This window comes from Methylobacterium sp. P3_A11, assembly GCF_056403155.1.
Genome location: NZ_JBFUGA010000052.1, coordinates 1 through 26,008, shown reverse-complemented (window position 1 = coordinate 26,008; position 26,008 = coordinate 1). Strand labels below are relative to the sequence as shown.

At 69.3% G+C, this 26,008-nt stretch carries 21 protein-coding genes and 1 tRNA gene; 11 read left to right on the top strand and 11 right to left on the bottom strand.

Annotation, left to right across the window (positions count from 1 at the left end):
• Positions 1 to 34: 34 nt before the first annotated feature.
• Both shc and AC1DXK_RS17140 read left to right on the top strand, forming a co-directional pair.
• Positions 35 to 2,032, top strand: coding sequence for a squalene--hopene cyclase (shc, locus tag AC1DXK_RS17145; protein WP_457104830.1), 1,998 nt, complete (start codon positions 35 to 37; stop codon positions 2,030 to 2,032).
• Between the two features lie 224 nt (positions 2,033 to 2,256).
• Positions 2,257 to 2,955, top strand: coding sequence for a phosphorylase (locus AC1DXK_RS17140; protein WP_457104831.1), 699 nt, complete (start codon positions 2,257 to 2,259; stop codon positions 2,953 to 2,955).
• 239 nt (positions 2,956 to 3,194) lie between these two features.
• On the opposite strand, the gene AC1DXK_RS17135 is transcribed toward AC1DXK_RS17140, so the two are convergent.
• Positions 3,195 to 4,721 carry a Do family serine endopeptidase gene (locus AC1DXK_RS17135; RefSeq protein ID WP_457104832.1) on the bottom strand — a complete coding sequence of 509 codons (1,527 nt, stop codon included), beginning with the start codon at positions 4,719 to 4,721 and terminating at the stop codon, positions 3,195 to 3,197.
• Between the two features lie 334 nt (positions 4,722 to 5,055).
• Between AC1DXK_RS17135 and AC1DXK_RS17130 the strand changes: the two genes are divergently transcribed.
• Positions 5,056 to 5,436 (top strand): hypothetical protein, encoded by a 381-nt coding sequence (locus AC1DXK_RS17130; RefSeq protein ID WP_457104833.1) that lies wholly within the window; start codon positions 5,056 to 5,058, stop codon positions 5,434 to 5,436.
• A gap of 58 nt (positions 5,437 to 5,494) precedes the next feature.
• Here AC1DXK_RS17130 and AC1DXK_RS17125 read toward each other — a convergent pair whose 3' ends face one another.
• The 4 genes from AC1DXK_RS17125 to AC1DXK_RS17110 form a co-directional block, all read right to left on the bottom strand.
• Positions 5,495 to 8,212 (bottom strand): valine--tRNA ligase, encoded by a 2,718-nt coding sequence (locus AC1DXK_RS17125; RefSeq protein ID WP_457104834.1) that lies wholly within the window; start codon positions 8,210 to 8,212, stop codon positions 5,495 to 5,497.
• Between the two features lie 113 nt (positions 8,213 to 8,325).
• The gene (locus tag AC1DXK_RS17120; RefSeq protein ID WP_457104835.1) at positions 8,326 to 8,850 is read right to left on the bottom strand and encodes a PopZ family protein; all 525 of its coding nucleotides are present in this window, start codon (positions 8,848 to 8,850) and stop codon (positions 8,326 to 8,328) included.
• 197 nt (positions 8,851 to 9,047) lie between these two features.
• Positions 9,048 to 10,631 (bottom strand): TolC family outer membrane protein, encoded by a 1,584-nt coding sequence (locus AC1DXK_RS17115; protein ID WP_457104853.1) that lies wholly within the window; start codon positions 10,629 to 10,631, stop codon positions 9,048 to 9,050.
• Between the two features lie 422 nt (positions 10,632 to 11,053).
• Positions 11,054 to 11,881: a collagen-like protein gene (locus AC1DXK_RS17110; RefSeq protein ID WP_477298443.1), complete on the bottom strand. Its 828-nt coding sequence runs from the start codon at positions 11,879 to 11,881 to the stop codon at positions 11,054 to 11,056.
• Positions 11,882 to 12,150: 269 nt separating this feature from the next.
• Here AC1DXK_RS17110 and AC1DXK_RS17105 point away from each other — a divergent pair, with 269 nt between their 5' ends.
• Positions 12,151 to 12,375, top strand: a complete 225-nt coding sequence (locus AC1DXK_RS17105) for a hypothetical protein (protein WP_457104836.1) — start codon at positions 12,151 to 12,153, stop codon at positions 12,373 to 12,375.
• 69 nt (positions 12,376 to 12,444) lie between these two features.
• On the opposite strand, the gene AC1DXK_RS17100 is transcribed toward AC1DXK_RS17105, so the two are convergent.
• The gene (locus tag AC1DXK_RS17100) at positions 12,445 to 14,472 is read right to left on the bottom strand and encodes a putative bifunctional diguanylate cyclase/phosphodiesterase (protein WP_457104837.1); all 2,028 of its coding nucleotides are present in this window, start codon (positions 14,470 to 14,472) and stop codon (positions 12,445 to 12,447) included.
• Between the two features lie 192 nt (positions 14,473 to 14,664).
• Between AC1DXK_RS17100 and AC1DXK_RS17095 the strand changes: the two genes are divergently transcribed.
• On the top strand, positions 14,665 to 15,732 hold the full coding sequence (locus AC1DXK_RS17095) for a spore photoproduct lyase family protein (protein WP_457104838.1): 1,068 nt from the start codon (positions 14,665 to 14,667) through the stop codon (positions 15,730 to 15,732).
• Positions 15,733 to 15,781: 49 nt separating this feature from the next.
• Positions 15,782 to 16,240: a nucleoside deaminase gene (locus AC1DXK_RS17090; RefSeq protein ID WP_457104839.1), complete on the top strand. Its 459-nt coding sequence runs from the start codon at positions 15,782 to 15,784 to the stop codon at positions 16,238 to 16,240.
• A gap of 16 nt (positions 16,241 to 16,256) precedes the next feature.
• Here AC1DXK_RS17090 and AC1DXK_RS17085 read toward each other — a convergent pair whose 3' ends face one another.
• Together AC1DXK_RS17085 and AC1DXK_RS17080 are read right to left on the bottom strand one after the other, a co-directional pair.
• Positions 16,257 to 16,568: an ETC complex I subunit gene (locus AC1DXK_RS17085; protein WP_457104840.1), complete on the bottom strand. Its 312-nt coding sequence runs from the start codon at positions 16,566 to 16,568 to the stop codon at positions 16,257 to 16,259.
• 25 nt (positions 16,569 to 16,593) lie between these two features.
• Positions 16,594 to 16,670, bottom strand: a tRNA-Pro gene (locus tag AC1DXK_RS17080).
• Positions 16,671 to 17,078: 408 nt separating this feature from the next.
• Between AC1DXK_RS17080 and AC1DXK_RS17075 the strand changes: the two genes are divergently transcribed.
• From AC1DXK_RS17075 to AC1DXK_RS17060, 4 genes are all read left to right on the top strand, one after another.
• Entirely contained in the window at positions 17,079 to 18,017 is a 939-nt protein-coding gene (locus AC1DXK_RS17075; RefSeq protein ID WP_477298439.1) for an SMP-30/gluconolactonase/LRE family protein, read from the top strand.
• A gap of 96 nt (positions 18,018 to 18,113) precedes the next feature.
• A complete protein-coding gene (locus tag AC1DXK_RS17070; protein ID WP_457104842.1) occupies positions 18,114 to 18,821 on the top strand; it encodes a glutathione binding-like protein in 708 nt (235 codons plus the stop codon).
• A 7-nt stretch (positions 18,822 to 18,828) separates the two neighbouring features.
• Positions 18,829 to 19,404 (top strand): NUDIX domain-containing protein, encoded by a 576-nt coding sequence (locus tag AC1DXK_RS17065; RefSeq protein ID WP_457104843.1) that lies wholly within the window; start codon positions 18,829 to 18,831, stop codon positions 19,402 to 19,404.
• The gene (locus tag AC1DXK_RS17060; RefSeq protein ID WP_457104844.1) at positions 19,401 to 20,318 is read left to right on the top strand and encodes an inositol monophosphatase family protein; all 918 of its coding nucleotides are present in this window, start codon (positions 19,401 to 19,403) and stop codon (positions 20,316 to 20,318) included. The genes AC1DXK_RS17065 and AC1DXK_RS17060 overlap by 4 nt, the downstream gene beginning before the upstream one ends.
• Before the next feature lie 194 nt (positions 20,319 to 20,512).
• Here AC1DXK_RS17060 and clpB read toward each other — a convergent pair whose 3' ends face one another.
• Positions 20,513 to 23,149 (bottom strand): ATP-dependent chaperone ClpB, encoded by a 2,637-nt coding sequence (gene clpB / locus AC1DXK_RS17055; RefSeq protein WP_457104845.1) that lies wholly within the window; start codon positions 23,147 to 23,149, stop codon positions 20,513 to 20,515.
• Positions 23,150 to 23,348: 199 nt separating this feature from the next.
• Here clpB and AC1DXK_RS17050 point away from each other — a divergent pair, with 199 nt between their 5' ends.
• Positions 23,349 to 24,119, top strand: coding sequence for an MOSC domain-containing protein (locus AC1DXK_RS17050; RefSeq protein ID WP_457104846.1), 771 nt, complete (start codon positions 23,349 to 23,351; stop codon positions 24,117 to 24,119).
• Between the two features lie 158 nt (positions 24,120 to 24,277).
• Here the strand turns inward: AC1DXK_RS17050 and AC1DXK_RS17045 are convergent, their stop codons facing one another.
• Positions 24,278 to 24,871 (bottom strand): c-type cytochrome, encoded by a 594-nt coding sequence (locus tag AC1DXK_RS17045; protein ID WP_457104847.1) that lies wholly within the window; start codon positions 24,869 to 24,871, stop codon positions 24,278 to 24,280.
• A partial coding sequence (locus tag AC1DXK_RS17040; protein ID WP_477298435.1) for a PQQ-dependent sugar dehydrogenase occupies positions 24,871 to 26,008 on the bottom strand: 1,138 nt, incomplete at its 5' end. The genes AC1DXK_RS17040 and AC1DXK_RS17045, both read right to left, overlap by 1 nt.

Below are 26,008 nucleotides of genomic sequence, written 5' to 3'. Positions count from 1 at the left end.
GTCCGCCGCGAGGCGGTCGTTTGAGGCGAGGACTATGAGAGAGGCCGTAAGCAAAGTCGAGGCGCTGCAGCGCTCGAAGACGCAGGGGATCTCGCTCGAGGACGTCGAGCGCGGCGTGGCTCAGGCAACCCGCGCCTTGACCGCCCTGGCGCATGACGACGGGCATATCTGCTTCGAACTCGAGGCGGATGCCACGATTCCGTCCGAGTACATCCTGTTCCACCATTTCCGCGGCACGCAGGTCCCCGGCGACCTCGAGGCCAAGATCGGCAGCTACCTGCGCCGCACCCAAGGCCGGCACGGCGGCTGGGCCCTCGTCCACGAGGGGCCGTTCGACATGAGCTGCACGGTCAAGGCGTACTTCGCCCTGAAGATGATCGGCGACGACATCGAGGCGCCGCACATGCGCCGGGCGCGCGAGGGTATCCTGTCCCGCGGCGGCGCCGCCAACGCCAACGTGTTCACGCGCTTCATGCTGGCGCTCTACGGCGAGGTGCCGTGGCGCGCCGTGCCGGTGATGCCCGTTGAGGTGATGTTCCTGCCGAAGTGGTTCCCGTTCCACCTCGACAAGATCAGCTACTGGGCGCGCACCACCGTGGTGCCGCTGTTCGTGCTCCAGGCGACCAAGCCCCGGGCGCGCAACCCGCGCGGCATCAGCGTCCAGGAGCTGTTCGTGACGCCCCCGGAGAGCGTGCGTTCCTGGCCCGGCTCCCCGCATGCCACGTGGCCGTGGACGCCGATCTTCGGCTTCATCGATCGGGTGCTGCAGCGGGTCGAGAACCACATGCCGCGCAAGCGCCGGCAGCGCGCCATGGAGATGGCCCGCGCCTGGGTCAGCGAGCGTCTCAACGGCGAGGACGGCCTCGGGGCCATCTTCCCGGCCATGGTCAATTCGGTGCTCATGTACGAGGTGATGGGCTACAGGCCCGATCATCCGCAGGTTCGCGTCGCCTGCGACGCCATCGAGAAGCTCGTCGTCGAGAAGGCTGACGAGGCCTACGTCCAGCCCTGCGTCTCGCCGGTCTGGGACACGGCGCTCGCGAGCCATGCGCTCTTGGAAGCCGGCGGCCCCGAGGCGGAGGCCCAGGCCCGCGCCGGGCTCGACTGGCTCAAGCCCCGGCAGGTGCTCGACATCGTGGGCGACTGGGCGGCGCGCAAGCCGAAGGTTCGGCCGGGCGGCTGGGCGTTCCAGTACGCCAACGCCCACTATCCGGACCTCGACGACACCGCCGTGGTGGTGATGGCGATGGACCGGGCCATGCACCAGCATGGGTTGGTGGCCGGCATGCCGGACTACAAGGCCTCGATCGCTCGCGCCCGCGAATGGGTCGAGGGGCTGCAGTCCGAGGATGGCGGTTGGGCGGCGTTCGACGCCGACAACAACCACATGTATCTCAACCACATCCCGTTCTCGGATCACGGCGCGCTGCTCGACCCGCCGACCGCGGACGTGACCGCCCGCGTGGTCGGGATGCTTGCCCAGCTCGGCGAAACCCGCGAGACCTCCCGCGCGCTGGACCGCGGCGTGAATTACCTCCTGAACGACCAGGAGGAGGATGGCTCTTGGTACGGCCGCTGGGGCATGAACTTCATCTACGGAACGTGGTCAGTGCTCTGCGCCCTCAACGCCGCAGGTGTCGATCCGGCCGATCCGCGCATCCAGCGGGCGGTTTCCTGGCTGATCCGCATCCAGAACCCGGATGGGGGCTGGGGCGAAGACGCCAACTCGTACAAGATCGACCCGGCCTTCGAGGCCGGCTCGTCCACCGCCTCGCAGACCGCCTGGGCGCTGCTCGCATTGATGGCGGCGGGCGCGGTCGACGATCCGGCCGTGACCCGGGGCATCAACTTTCTCACCCGCACGCAGGGCGCGGACGGGTTCTGGAAGGAGGAGCGCTATACGGCCACGGGCTTCCCGCGGGTGTTCTACCTGCGCTACCATGGCTACCCGAAGTTCTTCCCGCTCTGGGCGATGGCGCGTTTCCGCAACCTCAAGCGCGGCAACAGCCGGCACGTCCAGTTCGGGATGTGAGCCTTTGGGGCCGGCCCGGGAGGCCGGCTCCTCCCCGCCGGATCGCAGCCGCGTTGGACCCTCCCGGCGACCGACCCGCGACCCCCGGTGTTGAACACGTGGCCCCTTCAGACGACGATCCCGCGGAACCGGGCAAATCCGGCGCCGCGCCGGATCGGCCCGCGGCTGGACCGCGGCGTCCGCGCCTGCTTGCGGACCTCGCCGGACTGGTCCACCAGCGCGCGATGATCGATCCTACAGCCCCCGTCCTGGCCGTCACCGGCCTCGCCCGAGAGCGTCGCATGGCGGCGGGGGAGGGGGTCGAGGCCGTAGGTGCCGGCGGCAATCCGCACCGGCTTCGCCAACTCCTCGACGCCCGCGTCGCTCCCGGTTGCCGGGCGGTGATCAGCTTCGGCATCGCGGGCGGCCTCGATCCGTCGCTGAAGCCCGGCGATGTCGTGGTCGGCACCGGCGTGGTGAGCGAGGATGGCCGGCGCGCCGCGGATCTCGATCTGTCGGCCGCGCTCCTCAACATCCTGTCGGGCGTCGGCCCGCGAGTGATCCCCGCGGATCTGGCCGGGGTCGACACGGCCATCCTCGCAGTCGACGGCAAGACCGAATTGCGGGCTACGACGGGAGCGGCGGCCGTCGACATGGAATCGCACGTGGCGGCGGCATTCGCGGGACGGCACGGCCTGCCCTTCGCCGCGCTCCGGGTTATCTGCGACCCGGCCGGCCAAGCGCTGCCGGCCTTCGCCGCGGAGGCGCTCACGGCCGACGGCGAGCCCGACATCGCCGCGGTGTTCTTCGCCTTCGCCCGCGGCCGGGCGCGGCTTGGGGACCTGATGCGCCTCGCCAAGGATTCGAACGCAGCCTTCGCGGCGCTGGGGCGGTGCCGCACCCGGCTCGGACCTGGGCTCGGGCTTCCGGTCCCGGACGCCTGACAGGGCTCGAAGTCGCCGTCTTCGGACGCCCGGCGACGCAGGCCAGCACCGCCACCTCGCCATCCGCGTGCAGCGCCGAGCCGACTCGCTTGCAAGGACGGCGCCGGCTGGCTCGGCGGGCGTCCCTGACGGGCAGTGCACGGCACGCGAAAAGGCGCCGGCCTGCTCGGCCGGCGCCAGTCTGAGGTCACCACGAGATGGCGCGGGGCAGGGAGCCCCGTGCCGGGGGGGAACCGGCTTCAGCCGGCGTTCTTGCTCAGCGACACCGCGACGAAGCGGGTCTGGCCCTTGCCGCTCTTCACCCGCATCAGCACGGCCTTGCGCCCGCTCGATTCCGCCGCCCGGATCTGCGCCGCGACGTCCGCAGGACGGGACACACTCTGGCCGCCGACGTCGAGGATCACGTCGCCCGCCTCGATACCCTTGGCCGCCGCCGGACCGTCGGGATCCACCTGGACCACCGCCACGCCCTGGTCTGACAAGCCGACATCGCCGGCCGGCGCCAGCTGCAGGCCGAGGCGCGGCTGGCCGTTGCCCGAATCCTCGTCACGGCTGGCCATCTTGGTGCCGTCGGTCGGCATCGTGCCCAGCGTCACCGTCGCTGTGTCGGACTTGCCGCCGCGCAGGTAGCTCAGCTCGACCTTGGCGCCGGGCTTCATCCCGGCGATCCGGCGCGACAGCTCGCGGGCGCTGTCCACCGTGTCGCCGTTGACCTTCTCGATCACGTCGCCGGCCTTCAGCCCGGCCTTGGCCGCCGGCGTGCCGTTCTCGGCGTGGTCGACGAGGGCGCCCTTGGCCTTGTCGAGGCCCAGGCCCTCGGCGATGTCCTGCGTCACCGGCTGGATCTGGACGCCCAGGTAGCCGCGGGCCACCTTTCCGTCGGTGCGGAGCTGGTCGACCACCGCCTGCACGGTCTCGGCGGGGATCGCGAAGGCGAGACCGACGCTGCCGCCCGACGGGGACGCGATGGCGGTGTTCACGCCGACCACCTCGCCGTTGACATTGAAGGTCGGGCCGCCGGAATTGCCCTTGTTGATTGGGGCGTCGATCTGCAGGAAGTCGTCATAGGGACCGGCACCGATGTCGCGGCCGCGGGCCGAGACGATGCCGGCGGTTACCGTACCGCCGAGGCCGAACGGGTTGCCGATCGCCACCACCCAGTCGCCGACCTGCGGCGCGGCCTTGCCGAACTGCACGTAGGGGAAGTTCGAGCCCTCGGTGATCTTGAGGAGCGCCACGTCGGTCTTCGAGTCCTTGCCGATCACCTTCGCGTCAAGGGTGCGGCCGTCGTCGAGGGTCACCTGCACGGTCTTGGCGTGGTCGACCACGTGGTTGTTGGTCACCACATAGCCGTCGGCCGAGATGATGAAGCCGGACCCGACCGCGCCGCGCGGACCCTGGTGCTGGGGCTGCATGCCGCCGGGGCCGTTCTGACCGAACCGCTTGAAGAACTCGCGCAGCTGCGGCGGCACGTTCTGGAGGTTGCGGCCCTGGTTCGGGCCATCCTCGTCGTCGCTGCTCGCCGAATCGTCGAGCTTGACCTTCACCGAGACGACGCCGGGCTTCACCTTGTTGACGATCCCGGCGAAGGAGCCCGGCGGGTGCTCGGGGGCTTCGATCGGGGATTTCGGGAGGGCCTGGGCATAGGCCGGGGTGGCGGACGGTAGGTAGCCGCTGCCGAGGGCGCCGCCGGCGATGAGCGCGGCAGCGGCCACGGAGGCGAGGGCACGGCGCGAGGTGCGGCCGGAAGGACGGGTCTCGGTCATAGGGGTCTCAACCTCATGGAACGGATCGGGACGACGCCGGCACCCGGCGCTCGATACGATCTGTCTAGGGACCGGCCCCTGACCCGGGCGTGGCGGTCAAATTACCATTTGGACAGGTCGCGGCGCTTGGCCGGAGCCGGCCCGCGCGGTCCGTGTCCCGCCAGCCCAGTCCCGCCGAGTCGGCGTTCAGCCCTGCGCTTCGGAACGTCGTCACGGCACGTGCCGCCCGTTGCCCGCAGGTCGGGACAAACGACGTAAGGTCCCGCAAGGTCCGGCAGGCACCCGTAGACCACGGTCCTCCACGATGGAGCCGTGCCGGATCCTGGGGTGCGCGATGAAGACACTGCTGGCCGTTGCCGTACTCTTCGGATCGACGATCGGGGTTGTCGCGACCGAACTCGATTCGGATTCTCAGAGCTACATCGACGCAAAGCAAGCCGTCACCGAGCGCGTGCGACCGAAGGGCGTGCAGACGAGGCCTTACGCCGTCCGTGATGTCGACACGCGCCGTTTCGACGAAGGTCCTGCCTTACGGAAGGCCGACCCACTGAGGCCCGGTTTCCGCAACCAAGCCGGGATGTACGTGCCGCCCGACTATTCCACCCACCCGCGCGGCGCCGGGCACGACGGTTTCGGGAGTTCGGCCGAGCCTGGCTCGTACGGCAGCGCGCGTTCACCCAATCCCTTCGTCGGCACCCTCGGCACGCGCCGGTGAAGCCTGCACCCAAAGCGCGCCGCCGTCGGACGGCGCGCGGTGAGACGGGCCGAGTCGCTCAATCCCCGCCGAGCCGGGCCAGCGCCTCCTCGATCTTCGCGAGCCGCGCGGCCTCGGTCTCGCGCCGCTCGCGGTTCTCCTCGATGATCTCCTCCGGCGCGCGGGCGACGAAGTCGGCATTGCCGAGCTTGGCGTCGATCTTCTTGATCTCGCCCTGCGCCTTGCCCTGCTCCTTCCTCAGGCGCGCGACCTCGGCGGCGAGGTCGACCACGCCCTCGAGCGGCAGCGTGGCGACGCTGCCGCGCACCAGCAGCTGGACCGAGTTCTTCGGGGGGGTCTCCGCGAAGGTGATGTCCGAGAGCCGGGCGAGGCGCAGCAGCGTGTCGCGCCAAGCCTCGACCCGCGCCCGCACCTCCGGGATTGCGCCGACCATCGCCAGCGGGATCTGCGCGGCGGCCGGGACATTGGTCTCGGAGCGCGCCGACCGCACCTGGCTGACCAGATCGACCACGAAGCCGACCTCGGCCTCGGCGGATGCGTCGGCGAGGCCACCGAGGTCCGGCCATGTATCCAGGGTCAGGAGGCCGCGCTCCGGCAGGTCCGCTCCCTTGATCACCCACAGCTCCTCGGTGAGGAACGGCATGAACGGGTGCAGCAGCTTGGCGACTTGATCAATCAGGAAGGCCACGCTTGCCTGGGTCTCGGCCTTGATGGCGGGATCCACGCCCTCACCCTGCAGCACGGGCTTGGCGAGTTCGAGATACCAGTCGCAGAAGATGTTCCAGACGAAGCGGTAGGCGGCCCCGGCGGCGTCGTTGAAGCGGAAGGCCTCGAGGGCGCCCGTAACCTCCTCGACCGCGTGGGCGGCCTCGGTGAACGCCCAGCGGTTGATCGCACCGGTGGCGGAGCGCGGGTCGAAGGCCGGATCCAGGCGGCAGCCGTTCAGCTCGGCGAAGCGGGCGGCATTCCAGAGCTTGGTCGCGAAGTTGCGGTAGCCCTGGACCCGGTCTGCGGACAGCTTGATGTCGCGGCCCTGGACGGCGAGGGCGCAGAGGGTGAAGCGCAGGGCATCGGCGCCGACCTGATCGATCAGCTCCAGGGGATCGACGACGTTCCCCTTCGACTTCGACATCTTCGCACCCGACGCGTCCCGCACCAGGGTGTGCAGGTAGACCGTGTCGAAGGGCGCCCGGTCGGTGAGGTGCAGGCCCATCATCATCATCCGGGCGACCCAGAAGAACAGGATGTCCTTGCCGGTCACCAGGGTGTTGGTCGGGTAGAAGCGCGCCAGTTCCGGGGTCGAGTCCGGCCAGCCGAGCGTCGAGAACGGCCAGAGCGCCGAGGAGAACCACGTGTCGAGCACATCCTCGTCGCGGGTCAGCGCCACGGAGCGGCCGTGCTTGGCCTCGGCTGCGGCCAGAGCCTCGGCCTCGCTCTCGGCGACGAACACGCCGCCATCCTCATCGTACCAGACCGGGATCTGGTGGCCCCACCAGAGCTGGCGCGAGATGCACCACGGCTCGATGTTGGTGAGCCACTGGAAGAAGATCTTCTCGTAGTTCTCGGGCACGAACCTGGTCTGCCCGTTGCGCACCGCCTGGAGGGCGCGCTCTGCGAGCGGCTTGACGTTGACGTACCACTGGTCGGTGAGGAAGGGCTCGATGACCGCGCCCGAGCGGTCGCCGTGCGGGACCGCGTGGGTGTTCGGCTCGGTGGCGCGCAGGCGCCCGCGCGCCTCCATCAGCGCGACGACCTCCTTGCGGGCCTGCGCCCGGTCGAGGCCGTGGAGCGCCAGGGCTTCCGGCTCGGGCGAGGTCCCGTCGAGGAAGTCCGCGTTGCCGTCGAGCAGCATCCGGCCTTCGGGATCGAGGATGCTGATCACGCCGAGACCCTGGCGGCGGCCGACATCGAAATCGTTGAAGTCGTGGGCGGGCGTGATCTTGACTGCGCCCGTGCCCTTTTCCGGGTCCGAGTAGGTGTCGGCCACGATCGGGATCAGACGGCCGACCAGCGGCAGGCGCACGCGCTTGCCGACCAGCGCGGTGTAGCGCGCATCCTCCGGATGGACCGCGACGCCGGTATCGCCCAGCATCGTCTCCGGGCGCGTCGTCGCCACCGTGATCACTTCGCCGGTCTCGGTGCCGGACTCGTCGACCACCGGGTAGTCGAAGTGCCAGAGATGGCCCTTGGTCTCGATCTGCTGGACCTCGAGGTCCGAGATCGCGGTCTGAAACTTCGGGTCCCAGTTCACCAGCCGCTTGTCGCGGTAGATCAGGCCCTGCCGGTGCAGGTCGACGAAGGTCTTGAGCACGGCGCGGCTCAGGCCCTCGTCCATGGTGAAGCGTTCACGGGACCAGTCGCAGGAGGCGCCCAGCCGCTTGAGCTGGTTGACGATCGCGCCGCCGGATTCCGCCTTCCACGCCCAGACCTTCTCGACGAAGGCCGCGCGGCCGATCTCGCGGCGGCCGGGCTCCTGGCGCTCCATCATCCGCCGCTCGACCACCATCTGGGTGGCGATGCCGGCGTGGTCCGTACCGGGCTGCCAGAGCACGTCCTTGCCGCGCATGCGCTCGAAGCGGCAGAGGATGTCCTGCAGCGTGTTGTTGAGGGCGTGGCCCATGTGAAGCGAGCCCGTCACGTTCGGTGGCGGGATCACGATGCAGTAAGGCGGAACACCGGCACGCTCGGCACGGCCGGCGCGGAAGGCGTCCGCCTCGGCCCAGGCGGCTGAGATCCGCGCCTCGACGGAGGCGGGCTCGAAGGTCTTGTCCATCATCGCGGGTACGGGCGGGCGCTTGTCCAAACGGGGTTGGCCCCGCTTTCGACCGTCACGTCGCTCCCGTCAACACGCGGACGGCGGCCCGCAGCCGCCGTACCCAGGCCGCCGCCTCAGCGACCGCGTGAGACGCGCTCGATCTCGGCGCGCACGAGGCGCTCGACCACGGCCGGCAGGTTGTCGTCGAGCCAGGATTTCAGCATCGGCCGGAGCATCTCCTTCACGAGATCCTCCAGCGTCCGGGCATTCTGGGTCAGCACCGTGTGGGCCAGCAGGTTGAACGCACCGCTCACGCTGGCATCGGTGGCGGGCGACACCAGCACCTCAGGCCCGGGCTCCGGAGCCCGCACGGCCTGCAGCACAGGCTGCGGGGGCGGGGGCGGGGGCGCCACCGGTTCCGGGACGGGCTCCGGCTCCGGCGCGGCATCGACCGGGTCGTCGAAATCGATCGCATCGAAATCGAGCAGGTCCGGAGCAGGTTCGGGCTCCGGTTCGACCACGCGCGGGCGCATCACCGGTTCGGCAGCCTCCGCGAGGTCGAGTACGTCGTCGGGCTCGGGAGCAGGGGGCGCCTCGGCAGGCTTGGCCGCCTGATCGTCGGCAATGATCCGCCGGATCGACGCGAGGATTTCTTCCATCGAAGGCTCGTGCGCCTTATCGGCAGCCTTGTCCTGGAATTTCGTGTCCGGGATCTTGGGGCTTGCTGCACTCATCGGCAGGCGCACTCGGGCATGGGAGACTGGAAAGCGACCCGAATGGATCGGTGTTCAATCAGTATTCCATGCCGTTTCGTGGCGGCAAGCGCGCTCGCACCACACTCCCCGGGGAAAAGACCTCAGCGCCCGTCCGGCGTGCGCAGGCCGAACCACAGATCCTTGACCTGATCGTAGTGGACCTTGGCGCTGTAGTACTCGACCGGGAGCGCCGTGAAGCGCGCGGTCAGTTGTCCGATCGCCTGAACCACGCCGTAGGAGAAGATCACGCGGTCCCGCTGGGCGACGATGAGGTTCACGCGGGAGTTCAGCAGTTCCTGCTGCGCGTTGAGCACGTCGAGGGTCGTGCGCTGGCCGACGCGGGCTTCCTCGCGCACGCCATTCAGTGCGACTTCGTTCGCCTGAACCTGCGCCTGGGCCGCGATGACCTGCGCCTTGGCGGCCTCCAGCCGGCCCCAGAAATCGACGATCTGGGCGCGGACCTGATCGCGGACCTGATCGACCTGGATCCGGGTCTGGCCGACGGTCTCCTTGGCCTGACGAATCTGAGCGTAGGTCTGGCCGCCCTCGTAGATCGGGATGTTCAGCCGGCCGCCCACGAAGCCGACGAAGAAGCTCTGGTTCGGGCCGGTCTGGTCGTAGGTTTGGCTGAGGGAGCCCTGCAGGCTGACCTGCGGTGCCAGCTGACCCTCCAGCACCTTCACCTGCGACTCCGCCGCGTCGACGGCATGGATGGCCGACACGATTTGCGGATGCTCGCGCAGACCGATGGCGATGGCGGCGTCGAGACTGGCGGGGACGAACCGGTCCAGGGGCCGACCCGGCGCGAGTTGGCGTGGCTCGACGCCGATGTTCTGCCGATAGATGCCGATGCTGGTCCGCAGAGCGGATTCCGCCGCGCTCACCTGCGAGCGGGCACCCGCGAGCCTGGCCTCGGCCTGGGCGACGTCGGTCCGCGTGACCTCGCCGACATTGAAGCGGTCGCGCGTCTGGCGGAGCTGCTCCTCCAAGACCTCGACGTTGTTCCGGTTGAGTTCCAGCGTGGCCGTGTTGCTGAGCACGTTCATGTACGACTGGACGGCGTTGTAGAGCACGGTCAGCTCCGTGTACCGCAGCGTCTCGCGCTGGCTGTACACGGTGGACTCGGCACGCCGGGTCAGGTTGTCGGTCTGGAAGCCGTTGAACAGCGTCTGCGAGACGGTCAGGCTCGCGGTGCTCGGCAGGTACGTGGTTCTGACGGTCCGCCTGGACGTGATGGTCTGGGCCGCGGCGACCTCCGCCGTGCTGGAGGTCGCGCCGGAGCCACCGGCCGACGACGCGCCGGCCACGCCGGAAGCGCCCGCCCCGAGGCCGGACGTGCCCGTCGTGCCGGTGCCGACTCCGGTCGTGGTGCTGCCGATGGTCGAGGCGCCCGTGCTCAGCGCGGATCCACCGGCAGCCGACGACGCGCCGGTGGCGGCCGATCCAGCCGCTGCCGCCGCGGTGCTGGAACTGCGGGTCTGGAGGTACTGGACGCCGATCTGGGCGCCGACATTGACCTGAGGACGATAACCCGACTGCGCGATCGCCACGTTCTCGTCGGTGGCGCGCACGCCGGCGCGGCTCGCGTTGAGGCTGGGGTTGCCCTGGTAGGCCTTGGCGAGTGCGCTCTCGAGGGTCTCGGCCGCGGCCGGCATGGCCGCCAGGAGCGCGAGTCCGGAGACCATGCCGGCCAGCCGGAACGTCTGAAAGCTCGCTTGTGGACGTCGTGTCACGATGAACAAGCCCTTGCGGTCTCTTTCGGTCCGGAAGTCCGAGATGAAAACGGCCAAGGTACGGCGTTTCCCTCGTTTCCGATCAAGCCCGCCCCACTGTCACGCTTAGCGCAAACCGGGCGCTTTGGCTCGCCTCGGCACGGCGAGGACGTCGGAATGTGCGCCGTTGGGGCATTAAGGTGACACATCCGATCGGCGGTACGCTTCGCGCCGCGTTATTACGCTGATCGAACTGTGGAATACGACCTCTCCGAGACTATTCCCGGCTATGAATACCCGTCGCTCTCGTAACGAGGGCAATGGAATCGGAGGGGGCGACCGGCGCTCGCGTCGGGTCACGGGCAAGCTGGGCCGGTTCGGGAATCGGATTCGCGTCAATACCGGCCGACCCCGCCGCCGCCGGTATCGGGCTCGAGGTCCGGCGCCGCATAGGGAGCAGGGTCTGGTTCGCGGGGTGCCCGCGCTGCCGGGCGTTGCCTCGGCGCCGTTCCCGCGAGGGGAGGCGGCGGCTTCGGCTTCGGCGTTGCGCCCGGCGGTCCCATCTTCCCAGGCGGACCTTGCAGCCCGCGGGGGCCGGGCGGTCCGGGAAGGCCGGCCGGCCCGGTGGCTCCGGTCGGTCCGGGCGAGCCCGGTGGGCCACGTTCGCCTGGCGGTCCGGCCGGACCGCGTTCGCCCGGCGATCCGACGGCCCCCTGCAGGCCCGCGATACCCTGTGGACCAGCAATTCCCGGCGGGCCGGCGATTCCTGGGGGGCCGGCGATTCCTGGCGGGCCGGCGATTCCTGGCGGGCCGGGTGGACCCGCGGATCCTTGTTCGCCGGGAGGGCCGGCCTCCCCTCGTGCGCCCGCTTCGCCCCGCGGGCCGGGAGGTCCGACGAGGGCGGGCGCCTGAGGTCCCTGCTGGCCGCATTCGCCGACCACGATGCTGCGGGCCTGCTTCGGCGTCCGCAGCGTGGCGACGCAGGTTGCCGGATGGTACACGACGCGAAACTCGAAGTAGCCGCGGCTGTCGGTTCGCTGCGGGAATCGGCCGTCGAGGGTGATCTCCGCCCCGTGGTCGTCGGCATAGCCGATGATCCAGAGGTCGCCGCCCGTGATCTTGGCCGCCTCGATGCGCATGTCGGCCCGCGCCGGCAACGCGCAGGCCGCCGACAGGATCAGCATCGACCACAAGGCCGGGCGGCGCTCGCGCCGTGCGCGCATGGCAATTCCTACAGTCGGCCCGACAGTCACAATGCCATCTCGCGCGGACTAAGCAATAAATTGCGGAGGAAGTTGGATGTGGAAAGCGCGACCAGAGGAGCGGTCCTGTCCGAATTAGGTATTCGTCGGCTGCGCGGCCGCGCCGCTAGCGTGGGGTGGCGGGCGTCCCGAGGATGCCCCGCCGCGGGCTCGGCGCCCCGCGATCGCGGTGTGAGCGCTGTGCGCAGGCCGCGAGGCCATGTGCCGTCTTCGCGGGGGAGGGTTCGACCGTGGACGAGAACGATCCACCCTGGGACGCCGATCCCCTGTGGTACGACCGGACCGAGTACGGGCCTCCGCCAGGCCCTGTCCTCGAAGTCATGGCTTGGCTGTTCCTGCTGATGATCGCCGGCTGCGCCGGCCTGGTGTGGCTCTATGGGCTCCCGGATCGCCTGTGGCGCGCGGCGACGCGCCGGATCCTGCGCCGCCGGCCGGCGGATATTGAGCGCTTCTGAGCCGGCGCGGTCGGCCGGTCGATCGGCCTCGTCGACGATCACGGGTATTCCGGCACGGTGATGCCGGGGTCAGGCGGCTGCGATCCGCCCGACGCACAGGACGGTCTCCAGATCGTGTGCCGGCATCGGCCGACCGAGGTGGTAGCCCTGCAGGAACGGACAGCCCATCGCCTGAAGGATGTGGAGGTCCTCGGCCGACTCGACTCCTTCCGCCACGACCTCGAGTCCGAGCAGACGGCCGAGGCCAAGGACGGCGAGGACGAGCCCCCGCTTGTCGTCGCAGGTCCCGAGCCCGGTCACGAAGCTCCGATCGATCTTGATCCGATCCGCCCTCAGCTGCCGCAGCGAGGAGAGCGACGAGTATCCGATCCCGAAATCGTCCAGGGCGACCCTGACCCCGGCGCGGGACAGCGCCTGCAGCTTGTCCTGCACTGCCCCGATATCGAGGGCGGTCTCCTCGGTGATCTCGATCTCCAGCATGGTGGGCGGCAGCCCGAGGCGGTTCAGGCGCTCGATGACGATCTCGTCCACCGGCACCTGCGCCATTTCCCGGGGCGAGACGTTCAAGGCCACGCGCACGGTCCCGAGGCCGCGGCCGCGCAGGACCTCCAGCATCCGGCAGACCTGCTCGAGGATGTAGCGCAGCAGCGATTCGGTGAGGCCCGCCATCGCGGCGGCGGCGATCAGGTCCGGCGGCGCGATCCAGCCGAGTCGCGGATGCTCCCAGCGCACCAGCGCCTCCAGACCCACCAGCGTCAGCCCGTCGGCGGCGTAGATGGGCTGGAACCAGACCTGGGGGGCGTTGTCGACCAGGGCCTGCGACAGGTCGCGTTCCAGGTCGCGCCGCATCTGCAGCCGCTCGCGCAGGCCCGAGTCGAATACCCGGAACCGGTTCCGGCCGGCCGCCTTCGACGCGTAGAGCGCCTCGTCGGCACAGCTCAGCATCTCGGTGAGGCTGGGTTCCGAACCGGCATGGACGCCGATGCTGACCCCGAGACGGCCCGCGTCGAAGCCGTCGAACGGCTTTGCCACCGCGGCGATCAGGTCCGCCGCCATGACGCTGTATGGCACGCCGGACGCCGCGGGATCGTACAGCACGGCGAATTCATCCCCGCCGAGCCGGGCGGCGAGGCCCTGCTCCGGCAGCGCCTCGGTCAGCCGGCGCGCGACCTCGACGAGCACCCGGTCGCCGGCCTTGTGACCGTAGACGTCGTTGACGAACTTGAAACCGTCGAGATCCAGCAGCAGCAGGCTCAGCGTCCCGGACAGGAGCCGATCCTCAGCCGCCTGGAGGAAGCCCGCCCGGTTCAGGAGGCCGGACAGGTCGTCGTGGGTGGCACGCCACCGCATCTCCTCGACGAGGGCATTGGCGCTCGCATGGGCCTCCGAGCGCGAGCGGGCGAGGGCGTTGGCCTCGTTCTTGAGCCGGCTCGCCTCGCGGAACACCGCCTCGCTCCGGAACGCCGTGTGCGTCAGGGCCAGGAGATAGAGCAGCACGCAGGCCGCAAGGCAGTTCCGGTCGAAGTCGCCGGTCACGGCGAGACACATGGTGACCGACAGCAGCGGCAGGACGATGAAGCTCAGCGGGATGCGCGCATAGGCGGTCCCGTGCGTCACGGCCCCTGCGGTGATGCCGCAGGTGATGGCGAGGTAGAACAGGGTCTGCGCGGAGGTATAGCCCTCGCACAGGAGCGGCTGGCAGGCCCAGACGGCGCCGGACAGGAAGGCCGCGCCCGTGCAGGCGCGCAGATGCCGGTCGATGGAGTGCACCGCCGCTGCGGCCATGGCCGGCGGCATGTCGGCGGTGAGCGCCAGGCCGACGCAGTGGGCTCGGCACAGCACGATCCGCAGGAGATTGACGCTGGTCGAGGCCGCGAACCAGACGGCCCCCACGGTGCCGTGGCCACTCCGATACGCGACGAGCAGGCTCGCCAGCCCGAGCAGCATGTTGACCGGGATGGCCGAGAGGACGCCCCCACGCAGGGCCTCCAGCTGGTCTCGCCGGATCAGCGAATCCCACCGGGGATCCGCTGGGTCGAGCGAGTCGCCGAAGCCGGGGGACTTCAGAGCGGATGTCTCCGGGGCCTGAACGATCATCACACGTCCACTCAGATCTGAGGGACTCATGACAGCGAATCGTAAGATATCGTTCAACGATCCTCGTTCATCGCGCCGGCGCCCGGGCGTTTCGGGGCCGGTCCCCGTCGGGACGACAGGTCGCAAGCCATTCCGGCCGCGGCACCGAACACCATATCGGCTCTCGGCCCGCTCACGGGCTCGGGATCGACCATGCCCCTGACGCGCGACCTGCTCGAAATCCGGACGATCTATCACGAACCGGCGGTGAGCGATTTTCCGGCCGGTCGGGCTATCCTGGCGCGCTTCCCCGAAGCCGCGCTGATCCCCGTACCGTCCCATTGGAACATCCCGGACCTGCACGGGAATGCCGGGTCCGTTGAGGATTGGGTGCGGATCAAGCGCTCGACGCTGGTCCTCGGTGTCAAGAAAGGCCTCGCGATGCGTCCAAACGGGCGCAGCGCCCACTTCATCGCGCCCTCGACCTCGAACGGCTGCGCCATGGCCTGCGCCTATTGCTACGTGCCGCGCCGAAAGGGGTTCGCGAACCCGATCTCGCTGTTCGTGAACGTCGAGCAGGTCTGTGCCGCGATCGGCCGGCATGCCGGGAGACAGGGCCGCCTGACGGAGCCGGATCCGATCGATCCGGATTTCTGGGTCTACGACATCGGTGAGAACGGCGACCTTTCGGTGGATGCGGCGGTGACCGACGGCGTGCGTACCCTGATCGCGCTGTTCCGGACCCTGCCCAACGCCAAGGCGTCCTTCGCCACCAAGGCCGTGAACCGTGACCTTCTCGCCTACGATCCGCAGGGGAAGACGCGTATCCGCTTCTCGCTCATGCCGGAGCGGATCGCCAGGATCGTGGATGTGCGGACCGCCCCGATCCCGGAGCGGATCGCGGCCATCGACGATTTCGTGGCCGCGGGCTACGAGGTTCACGCCAACTTCTCGCCGGTGATCCTTTACGAAGGGTGGGAGGACGACTGGCGGGCGCTGTTCGCCGAGATCGACGACACCCTGTCGGATGCCGCCAAGGCGCAACTGAAGTGCGAGATCATCATGCTGACCCACAATGCGGATCTGCATGCGGTGAACCTCGGCTGGCACCCCAAGGCCGAAGACCTGCTCTGGCGCCCGGACATCCAGGAAACCAAGGTTTCGGAAGGCGGTGGCAGAAACCTGCGCTACCGCGCGGGCTGGAAGGCGACTTGGCTCGCCCGGTTCAAGGCCCTGCTCGCCGAGACCCTGCCGTATTGTACGGTGCGCTACGCGTTCTGAACCTCCGGCCGTGCCCGACGTTGGCGCGCCATCGGAGGGGAGTTCGGCCATGTCCACGCATGAGATGCACATCCGCGAGGCGGTCGCCCTTGCCGAGGCCAACGTCGAGGCCGGCGGCGCACCCTACGGTGCGGTGATCGTCCGCGACGGTGCCGTGCTCGTCCGCGCGGCCAACAGCGTCCATGCGACCAACGATCCGAGCGCCCACGCCGAGATGGTGGCGTTGCGCGAGGCGAGCCGCCTGCTCGGCCGCCGCGACCTCGGCGACTGCGTGATGTATGCGAGCGGGCGCCCATGCCCCATGTGCCACGCCGCGATGCGCCTGGCCGGCTTCAAGGAGGGCTATTTCGCGTTCTCGGCGGAGGAGGCCGAGTCGTTCGGTGCCGGAAGCGCGACCGTCTACGCCGAACTCTGCAAGCCGCTCGATGCGCAACCGATGCGCATCAGCCAGCTCCGCCCCCCGGGGGATTCGCCCTACGGCGCATGGAAGGCCCGACGCAACCGTTGAGACGGTCGCGACCGCCTCAATGCGTCCAGGGCGCCGTGCGGTTGAACTTGAAATTGTCCGAGTAGGACAGTCCCTTGCGCAGGGCGTGCTTGGCCGGCTGCTCGACCCGGTAGGCGATGCCCTCGCGCTTGGCGTAGGCGACGGCCTCTTCCTCGGTGTCGAATTCCAGGCGCACCTGCTGCAACATGTCGGAGGATCCGTTCCAGCCCATCAGCGGATCGATCTCCCGCGGACTGGTCCGGTCGAATTCCAGGATCCACAGCTTGGTGCGGGCGAGGCCCGATTGCGTGGCATCTCGAGACGGACGGAAGATGCGGGCGCTCGGCATCTGACTCGACAAGCTCCTGATCGAATGGTCGGGGCGATAGGATTCGAACCTACGACCCCCTGGTCCCAAACCAGGTGCGCTACCAGACTGCGCCACACCCCGACTGCCACACGGCCCCAATGCCGTAGCGGTTCCGCCGCTCCCCCGCAAGGCACGGCCGGTCGCGGAGTGCCGCTGCCGGATCGAGCCGACCGGCATCGGAGCCGTCTCCCCAAGCCCTCTCCTCACTTGTCAGACAAATCGAGACCCGTTAGTCCAATGCTGGGACGAGGGCCGAGATGTCCTGCCGACGAGCCGGCGCCTGCCATCACTGGGGGGTGGAGGATGGTGCGTCTCGGAGCGCCCGCGGGATGCTTCCGGCCCTCGTCACCCTCGGGCGCGGCACCTCGACGAGGTGGCTCCGCGTTCACGCCGCCGGCGTCTGACGAGCGGTGCGGGCATGCGCATCCGGTACCTTGCCTGCGGGAGCCAGTACCGTGACGATCGCCTTGACCGGAAAGGATTTTCCCCGTGTGGACACCGAGCCCGCGCTACCCCGACCCGGCGGTCGAGATCCTCGACGCCAGCTTTGCCCGCTACCGCGTGTTCAACGCGGCGGTGGAGCGGCTCGCCACCGGATTCCGCTGGTGCGAAGGTCCGGTCTGGTTCGGGGATGGTCGCTACCTCCTGTGGAGCGACATCCCGAACGATTGCATCCTGCGCTGGGACGAAGAGAGCGGAGCCGTCGGGGTCTTCCGCAGGCCGTCGGGCTTCGCCAACGGCAACACCCGCGACCGCAACGGCCGGCTGGTCACCTGCGAGCACGGCAACCGCCGCGTCACCCGCACCGAGCAGGACGGTGCGGTGACCGTTCTGGCCGACGCCTTCGAGGGCAAGCGGTTGAACTCGCCCAACGACGTCGTGACCGCGGCCGACGGTGCGGTCTGGTTCACCGATCCGCCCTTCGGAATCGGCGGTTTCTACGAGGGCACGCGCGCCGAACCGGAATTGCCGCAGAACGTCTATCGCCTCGATCCGGTCACCGGCATCCTCGCGGCGGTCGCCACGGACATCGCCGGTCCCAACGGCCTGTGCTTCTCGCCGGACGGCAGCGTCCTGTATCTCGTGGAATCCCGCGGACGGCCGACCCGGCGGATCGTCGCCTACGTGGTCGTCGGCGGCCGCGTCCTCCGCGACCGGCGGGTGCTGATCGATGCCGGACCGGGTACGCCCGACGGGATCCGGTGCGACGTCGACGGCAATCTCTGGTGCGGCTGGGGCATGGGCGACGACGCCCTGGACGGCGTGATGGTGTTCAATCCGGACGGGCGGCCGATCGGACGCATCCGCCTTCCGGAGCGCTGCGCCAACCTCTGCTTCGGTGGCCGGCATCGCAACCGTCTGTTCATGGCCGCGAGCCAGTCGCTCTACGCCCTCTACGTGGAGGTGCAGGGCTGTCCGGGGGGATGAGGCCGATGCCGCGCCATCACGGTGGGCGTCGTGCTTGACCGGAGCGCTGCGCCGACCCACTTCCCGTCCGCCGGGGGCTAAGCGAGACACCAGCCGATGATAGACCTTCACTACTGGCCGACGCCGAACGGCCACAAGATCACGATGTTTCTTGAGGAGACAGGGGTTCCATACCGAATTTACCGTGTCAATATTGGCAAAGGTGAGCAATTCAATCCGGAATTCCTCAAGATTGCCCCCAACAACCGCATGCCGGCGATCGTCGACGATGAGCCGTCGGGTGGCGGCCCGCCGGTCTCGCTGTTCGAATCGGGCGCGATCCTGCTCTACCTCGCCGAGAAGACCGGACGTTTCATCCCCTCCGATGTGCGCGGGCGGGCCGAGGTCCTGCAATGGCTGTTCTGGCAGATGGGCGGCCTCGGGCCGATGCTCGGCCAGAACCATCACTTCTCCCAATACGCGCCAGAGAAGATCGAATACGCGATCAAGCGCTACGTCAACGAGACCAACCGTCTCTACGGCGTGCTCGACCGTCGGTTGGCCGACCGCACCTTCGTCGCCGGACCCGACTATTCCATCGCCGACATGGCCTGCTATCCCTGGATCGTCCCGTGGGAGAAGCAGGGCCAGAACCTCGATGAGCATCCTCACCTGAAGCGCTGGTTCACGGCGATCGCCGAGCGGCCTGCCACGAAGGCCGCGTATGCGCGGGCTCCGGAGGTCAACCCCGATTACGGAAAGACCATGAGCGAGGACGCCAAGAAGGTGATGTTCGGCCAGACCGCCTCGAACACGAAGCGCTGACCGGCCCATGACCGAGGCCCGGCCTGCCCTGCCGCTGGAGGTGCTCCACCGCGGCTGGAACACCTTCGGCATCGCCACGCTGACCCTCGCGGACGGCAGTACCGTGAGGCGGGTGCTGGAGGACCATGGCGAGGCGGCATGCGTGCTGCCCTACGATCCCGTTCGGCGCGTGGCGCTGCTCGTGCGGCAGGCGCGGGTCGGCCCGGCCTTCTGGGGCGAACCGCCCGATCTCGACGAAGCGCCCGCCGGGGGGCTCGACGGTGCCGCCCCGGAGGCGACCGCGATCCGGGAGGCGATGGAGGAAGCCGGCGTGCGCCTGCTGCATCTGGAGCCGGTGGCGCACGCCTACAGCATGCCGAGCATCTCCTCCGAGCGCCTGTGGCTCTACCTCGCCCCCTACGAAGCGGCCGACCGGGTCGGACCTGGTGGCGGTCTGCACACCGAGGGCGAGCAGGTCGTTGCCTTCGAGGTACCCCTGGCCACGCTGGCTGATCTGGCCCGCGCCGGCCGCCTAGCCGATCTGAAGACGCTGGTCCTCATCCAGGCCCTGATGCTCCGCAGCCCGGAGCTGTTCGCCGCATGACCCTCCCGCCCGACCTGCCTGAACCGGACGTCCTCGCGCGGATGCTCGCTTTCGCCGAGGAGGCCGCCCCGCTGGCATTGTCCATGCGGGCGGGCGGCCTGGACATGACCAACAAGGGTCCGGATCTCGGTCAGGCCCTGACCGAAGCCGACCTCGCGGTCAGCCGGTTGCTGCACGCGCAGTTCGGCCCCGACCTGATCGAGGAAGAGACGGCCGAGGATCTCGGACACGCGGCGGCCCGGGCCATGCTGGCCCGCGACGCCTGGACCTTCGTGGGCGACCCGATCGACGGCACCCGGCCCTTTGCGGGCGGCCTGTCGGGCTGGGGTGTGATGGTGGCGGCCTGCCGCGCCGGCTGGCCCCGGGCCTGCGTCATGAGTTTGCCGGCCTGGAACGAGGACCGCTCCCGGCCGTCGGGTCCCTCGGCGGCGGAGGCGACGGAGGGCATTCTTCTGGCGGCGAGCGGCGGCCGCGCCTTCTGGGCACCGACGCGCGGTGGCCGCATGACGGCGACCCTACAACCGCTGGATCGTTCGGAGCGCCGGACCGGCCATGTCGGATGGCTCTCGGTCACGGCGCAGCGCTACACCCTGGATTACGGCCGCGGGTGGTTTCCCTGGAGTGAGGGCGGGGCGATCTCGGACGCCGCCCTTCTGGCCACCGGGCGGCTCGACGCGACACTCAGCAACAACAGGCTGTGGGATCTGGCCCCGATCCTGCCGTTGTTCGAGGCGCTCGGCTTTCGTCTGTTCCACTGGCCCGACCTGGGCGATCCGCCGGCCGCCTTCGTCGACCTGTTCGACGCGGAGCTGTCGGCTCACGACGATCTCTGGATGGTGTGTCGGCATCGGGACCAAGCGGCGGACCTCGCAACTGCGATCGGGAGGGTCGAGCCGTCATCGCCGCGGGTCTGAGGACCGGTCGGCAGCGCGGACGCCGCCGCCCGGCATTGTCTCCCCGGCCTCAACTGCGGTGGCGCCCCGGCGCTCGCACGCTCCGGAGCACCATCCTGGACCGAGACATCCTGAGCGACTGGTCGTCCCGCACCTGAGCGGAAGGGCGGCACACCTCCCATGGCGCGCCGCCCCTGCCTGTTCCCGCGATACGATCAGTTCAGCGCCACGTGGGCCGGCCGGCGCTCGGCGCCGACCGTGACGTCGCCGATCATCAGGCCCATCGGGCCGGCGGTGACCGGCACGGTCTCGCCGTCATGGATCTTGCCCGAAAGCACCAGCTCGGCCAGGGGATCCTGGACGTTCTTCTGGATCACCCGCTTCAGCGGCCTCGCCCCGTAGGCCGGATCGTAGCCCTTGTCGGCGAGCCAGGTCTTGGCCTCCTCGTCGACGGCGAGGGTGATCTTGCGCTCGTCGAGCAGCTTCTGCAGGCGCCCGAGCTGGATCTCGACGATCGCCCCCATCTCCGACCGCGCGAGGCGGTGGAACAGGATGATCTCGTCGACCCGGTTCAGGAATTCCGGCCGGAAATGGCCCCGCACCACGCCCATCACCTCGTCGCGGACCGCATCGGTGTCCTCGCCCGCGGGCTGGTTCACCAGATACTCGGCCCCGAGATTCGAGGTCATGATCAGCAGCGTGTTGCGGAAGTCGACCGTCCGCCCCTGGCCGTCGGTGAGCCGCCCGTCATCGAGGACCTGCAGCAGGACGTTGAAGACGTCGGGATGCGCCTTCTCGACCTCGTCGAACAGGACGACCTGGTAGGGCCGCCGCCGCACGGCTTCCGTGAGGGCGCCGCCCTCCTCGTAGCCGACATAACCCGGAGGGGCGCCGATCAGCCGGGCGACCGCGTGCTTCTCCATGTACTCGGACATGTCGATGCGCACGAGCGCCGTGTCGTCGTCGAACAGGAAGCCGGCGAGCGCCTTGGTCAGCTCGGTCTTGCCGACGCCCGTTGGCCCGAGGAACATGAACGAGCCGATCGGCCGGTTCGGATCCTGCAGGCCGGCGCGGGCGCGCCGGACCGCGGTCGAGACCGCCTCAACTGCCTCGCGCTGGCCGACGACGCGCTTGGCGAGCGCGTCCTCCATGGCCAGCAGCTTCTCGCGCTCACCCTCCAGCATCTTGTCCACCGGCACGCCGGTCCAGCGGGAGACGACCCCGGCGATGTGGGCGGGGGTGACCGCCTCCTCCATCATCGCGTCGCGGCCGTTCTCCGACTTGGCGTCGGCCTTGGCCTCGATCTCGGCGAGCTGCTTCTCCAGGCCCGGGATGACCCCGTAGGCCAGTTCGCCCGCACGCTGATACTGGCCCTGGCGCTGTGCCGCGGCGAGTTCGTTGCGCGCCTCGTCCAGCTTCTTCTTCAGGCCGGCGGCCGTGCCGAGCTTGTCCTTCTCGGCCTTCCAGCGGGCGGTGATCGCCGCCGAGCGCTCCTCCAGGTCGCCGAGTTCCTTCTCCAGCCGGACCAGACGGTCGCGGGAGGCGGAATCGGTCTCCTTCTTGAGCGCCTCGCCCTCGATCTTCAGCCGGACTATCTCGCGGTCGACGTTGTCGAGTTCCTCCGGCTTCGAGTCGACCTGCATGCGCAGGCGCGAGCCGGCCTCGTCCATCAGGTCGATCGCCTTGTCGGGCAGGAAGCGGTCGGTGATGTAGCGGTTCGAGAGCGTCGCCGCCGCGACCAGGGCGGAATCCTGGATGCGAACGCCGTGGTGCTGCTCGTACTTCTCCTTCAGGCCGCGCAGGATCGACACCGTGTCCTCCACGGTCGGCTCCGACACGAAGACCGGTTGGAAGCGCCGGGCCAAAGCCGCGTCCTTCTCGACGTGCTTGCGGTACTCGTCGAGGGTGGTCGCGCCGACGCAATGCAGCTCGCCCCGGGCGAGGGCCGGCTTCAGGAGGTTGGAGGCGTCCATCGCCCCGTCGGCCTTCCCGGCGCCGACCAGCGTGTGCATCTCGTCGATGAACAGGATGATGCCGCCCTCGGCCGCCGTGACCTCGGAGAGCACGCCCTTCAGCCGCTCCTCGAACTCGCCGCGATACTTCGCCCCGGCGATCAGCGCGCCCATGTCGAGGGCCAGCAGGCTTTTGTCTCGCAGAGACTCGGGCACGTCGCCGTCGACGATGCGCAGGGCCAGCCCCTCGACGATGGCGGTCTTGCCGACGCCCGGCTCGCCGATGAGAACCGGGTTGTTCTTGGTGCGCCGGGACAGGACCTGGATGGTCCGCCGGATCTCCTCGTCGCGGCCGATCACCGGGTCGAGCTTGCCGTCGCGGGCGGCCTCGGTGAGGTCGCGGGCATACTTCTTGAGCGCGTCGTAGGCGTTCTCGGCCGAGGCGTTGTCGGCGGTACGGCCCTTGCGCAGCGCGTTGATCGCGGCGTTCAGCGATGCGGGGGTAACGCCCGCCGCCTGAAGCGCGCGGCCGGCCTCGGATTCCTTCTCGACCGCCAGGGCGAGAAGCAGGCGCTCCACCGTGACGTAGGAATCGCCGGCCTTCTCGGCCGCCTTCTCGGCGGTGTCGAACAGGCGCATCAGCTCGCGCGTCGCCTGCGGGGCGGACGCGTTGCCGGACACCTTCGGCTGCTTGGCGAGCCACTGCTCGGTCTGGGCCAGAGCCACGCGCGACTGGCCGCCGGCGCGGTCGATCAGGCCCGCGCACAGGCCTTCCGGATCGTCGAGCAGCACCTTGAGCAGGTGCCCCGGCTGAAGCTGGGGATGTCCCTCGCGCATGGCGAGGTTCTGAGCCGCCTGCACGAAGCCGCGGGCGCGCTCGGTATATTTTTCGAAGTTCATGAACAACCCTCCCGTACCGGCATCCGCCGCCCGATGAGAGGCGCGGCGCCACCGAAACGTCGCCCTCCGGCTCTCCGCCGCACGAGGACCCCGGCGCCATTGGCGGCCGCCGGTAGCCGGGATGTGGTGTTGCAATTGCGCACCACAAGGGCCGGCGAAGCTCTTGCGCGACACCGCCATTCAGGGTCACGTTCGGCGCATGACCGCATTGATTCATGTCAGCGCCCTGTATCGCTATCCGGTGAAGGGCCTGAGCCCCGAAGCCGTCGAGCGTGCGGATCTCCAGACGAGTGGGTTCTTCCCCGGCGACCGGCTCTACGCCATCGAGAACGGTCCCTCGGGCTTCAACGCGGTGGCGCCCCGGCACCAGCCCAAGACCAAATACCTGATGCTCATGCGGGACGAGGCGCTCGCCCGCCTGCGAACCCGTTACGACGACGCCACCGCGACCCTCACCGTGGAGGGGCACGGCGAACCGCAGGCCTTCCGCCTCGATACGGAAGCCGGGCGTGACGGGCTCGCGGCCTTGATGAAGCGGTTCGTTCCCGAGAGCCTGCGGGGTGAGCCCAAAGTGCTGACCGCGCCGGCCCAGTACCGGTTCACGGATTCGGCCACCGGCTACGTCTCACTGATCAACCGGGCGAGCGTGGCGGCGGTCGAGGATTATCTCGGCGCGCCGGTCGATCCGCTGCGCTTCCGCGGCAATCTGCTGGTCGACGGGTTCGAACCCTTCGCGGAATTGGAGATGGTCGGGCAGGTGATCGAGGCGCCGAGCGGGCTGAGGCTCAAGATCACTAAGCGGACCGTTCGGTGTGCGGCCACGAACGTCGACCCGGTCAGCGGCGTGCGCGATTGCGACATCCCCTGGACCCTCGACGCCCGCCTCGGCCACCGCGACCTCGGCGTCTATGCGGAGGTCATTGCCGGCGGGGCGCTCGCCAAGGGCGATGCGCTGCGCGTGGTGGGTTGAGCGAGGAGGGCGGTTGTGACGACCCGACCCCTCGGCCCGAGGCGCCGGGTCATCGCGACCGTGCCTTCGGAGGCGGTCGCAGATCCTCGAAACAGCTCCGTCGCGCCTGCTGCACATCCAGGGCCGCGTGACGCGGACGGGCTCTTCCCGATCCTTCCTCAGAGACGCGAGACGTAAGTCGCCAGGTCCTTGATGTCGGCCTCGCTCAGCCCCTGCGCGACCTCGTTCATCGCGGGATCGTAGCCGGGCCGGGCATTCGATTTGTAGCCCGTCAGCGCCTTGGCCAAGTAATCCTCCCGCTGGGCTCGGATCCGCGGGATCGCGTCCCGACCGGCGAGGTCGGGCCCATGACAGGAATTGCACTGGTGCTTGGCGACGAGGGCCTGCGCCCGCTCCGTCAGGGCCGAATCTGCGGGCGCTCCGGAATGGGCGGGCGCCGGCAGCGTCGCCACCGCGTCGGCATAGGCGCGCAGGTCGTCGTCGGAGAAGCCGGCGGCGACGTCGTTCATGGGCGGCGCTTCACGCTGCTTTTCCCGGAACTGGAACAGCTGCGTGACGACGTAGTCGGGGAGCTGGCCACCGAGCGAGGGCACCCCCTCGGTCTGCGACGTGCCCGCCCCGTGGCAGCCGATGCAGGGCGCGAGACGCTCCTGCATCGCGGCATCGGGGGCGGCGACCGACACGCCCGCCCAGAGCCCTCCCAGGGCTGCAACCAGCCCCCGGATGGCGCGGGTCCGTGACGGTCGGCGCATCACTGGCCGTAACTCACGCGATAGATCGCACCGTTGTAGTCGTCCGACACGAGCAGGGAACCGTCCTTGGCGACGAGCACATCGACAGGACGGCCCACGTATTTGTTGTCCTGAAGGAAGCCGGTCAGGAACGGCTGCACCCCGGCAACCTTGCCGTCAGCCCCGGGCTTGGCCACCACCACGTCGCCGCCGAGCTTGGTGGTGCGATTCCAGGACCCATGACGGGCGACGAAGATCGCGTCGCGGTAGGCATCCGGGAACTGCGTGCCCGTGTAGAAGCGCAGGCCGAGCGAGGCCGTGTGGGGACCGAGAAGGGCCGCCGGCGCAGTGAATTCCGAGCAGGAATGGCCCCAGCCGTATTCCGGATCGGTGAACGTGCCCTGGTGGCAATACGGATAGCCGAAATGCTGCTTGCCTGGCTCGGTGAGCACGTTGAGTTCGTCGTTCGGGATGTCTTCCGAGACCCAGTCGCGGCCGTTGTCGGTGAACCAGAGCTGCTTGGTCTTCGGGTTCCAGTCGAACCCGACGGTGTTGCGCACGCCATGGGCGATCACTTCGGCATTCTTGCCGTCGAGGTCCATGCGCCGGATCTGCGCATGGGTGTCGGGGGGCATCACGATGTTGCCTGGCGCGCCCACCGGCACGTACAGTTTGTTGTCCGGGCCGATGGCGATGAACTTCCAGCCATGGGCCTCGTCCTTCGGCAGGTCGTCGTAGACCAGGGTCGGCTTCGCCATGCCGTCGAGGTGGTTGGCGATGTCGTCGTAGCGCCAGATCTTCGAGAGTTCGGCGACGTAGAGGGCGCCGTCGTGGTACGCGACGCCGTTCGGCCGGTGCAGCCCCGTGGCGATGGTCTTGACCTCGCGCTTCCCGTCCTGACCCGCCTGCGGCAGGACCGCGTAGACCTTGCCGACCGTGCGGGTGCCGACGAACAGCGTCCCGTCGGGCGCCTGCGTCATCTCCCGGGCGTTGGCGAGGCCGCTGGCATAGACCTCGATCTTGAAGCCGTCCGGCACCTTCAGCTTGTCCAGCGGCAGCTTGGCGGCGGCGGTCGCCAGCGGCGGCCCCGCGACCGGCGCGAGCTTGGCCGCGGCGCCGCCCTCGGGGCGGCCATAGAGGGCCGAGCCGCGGTCGGCC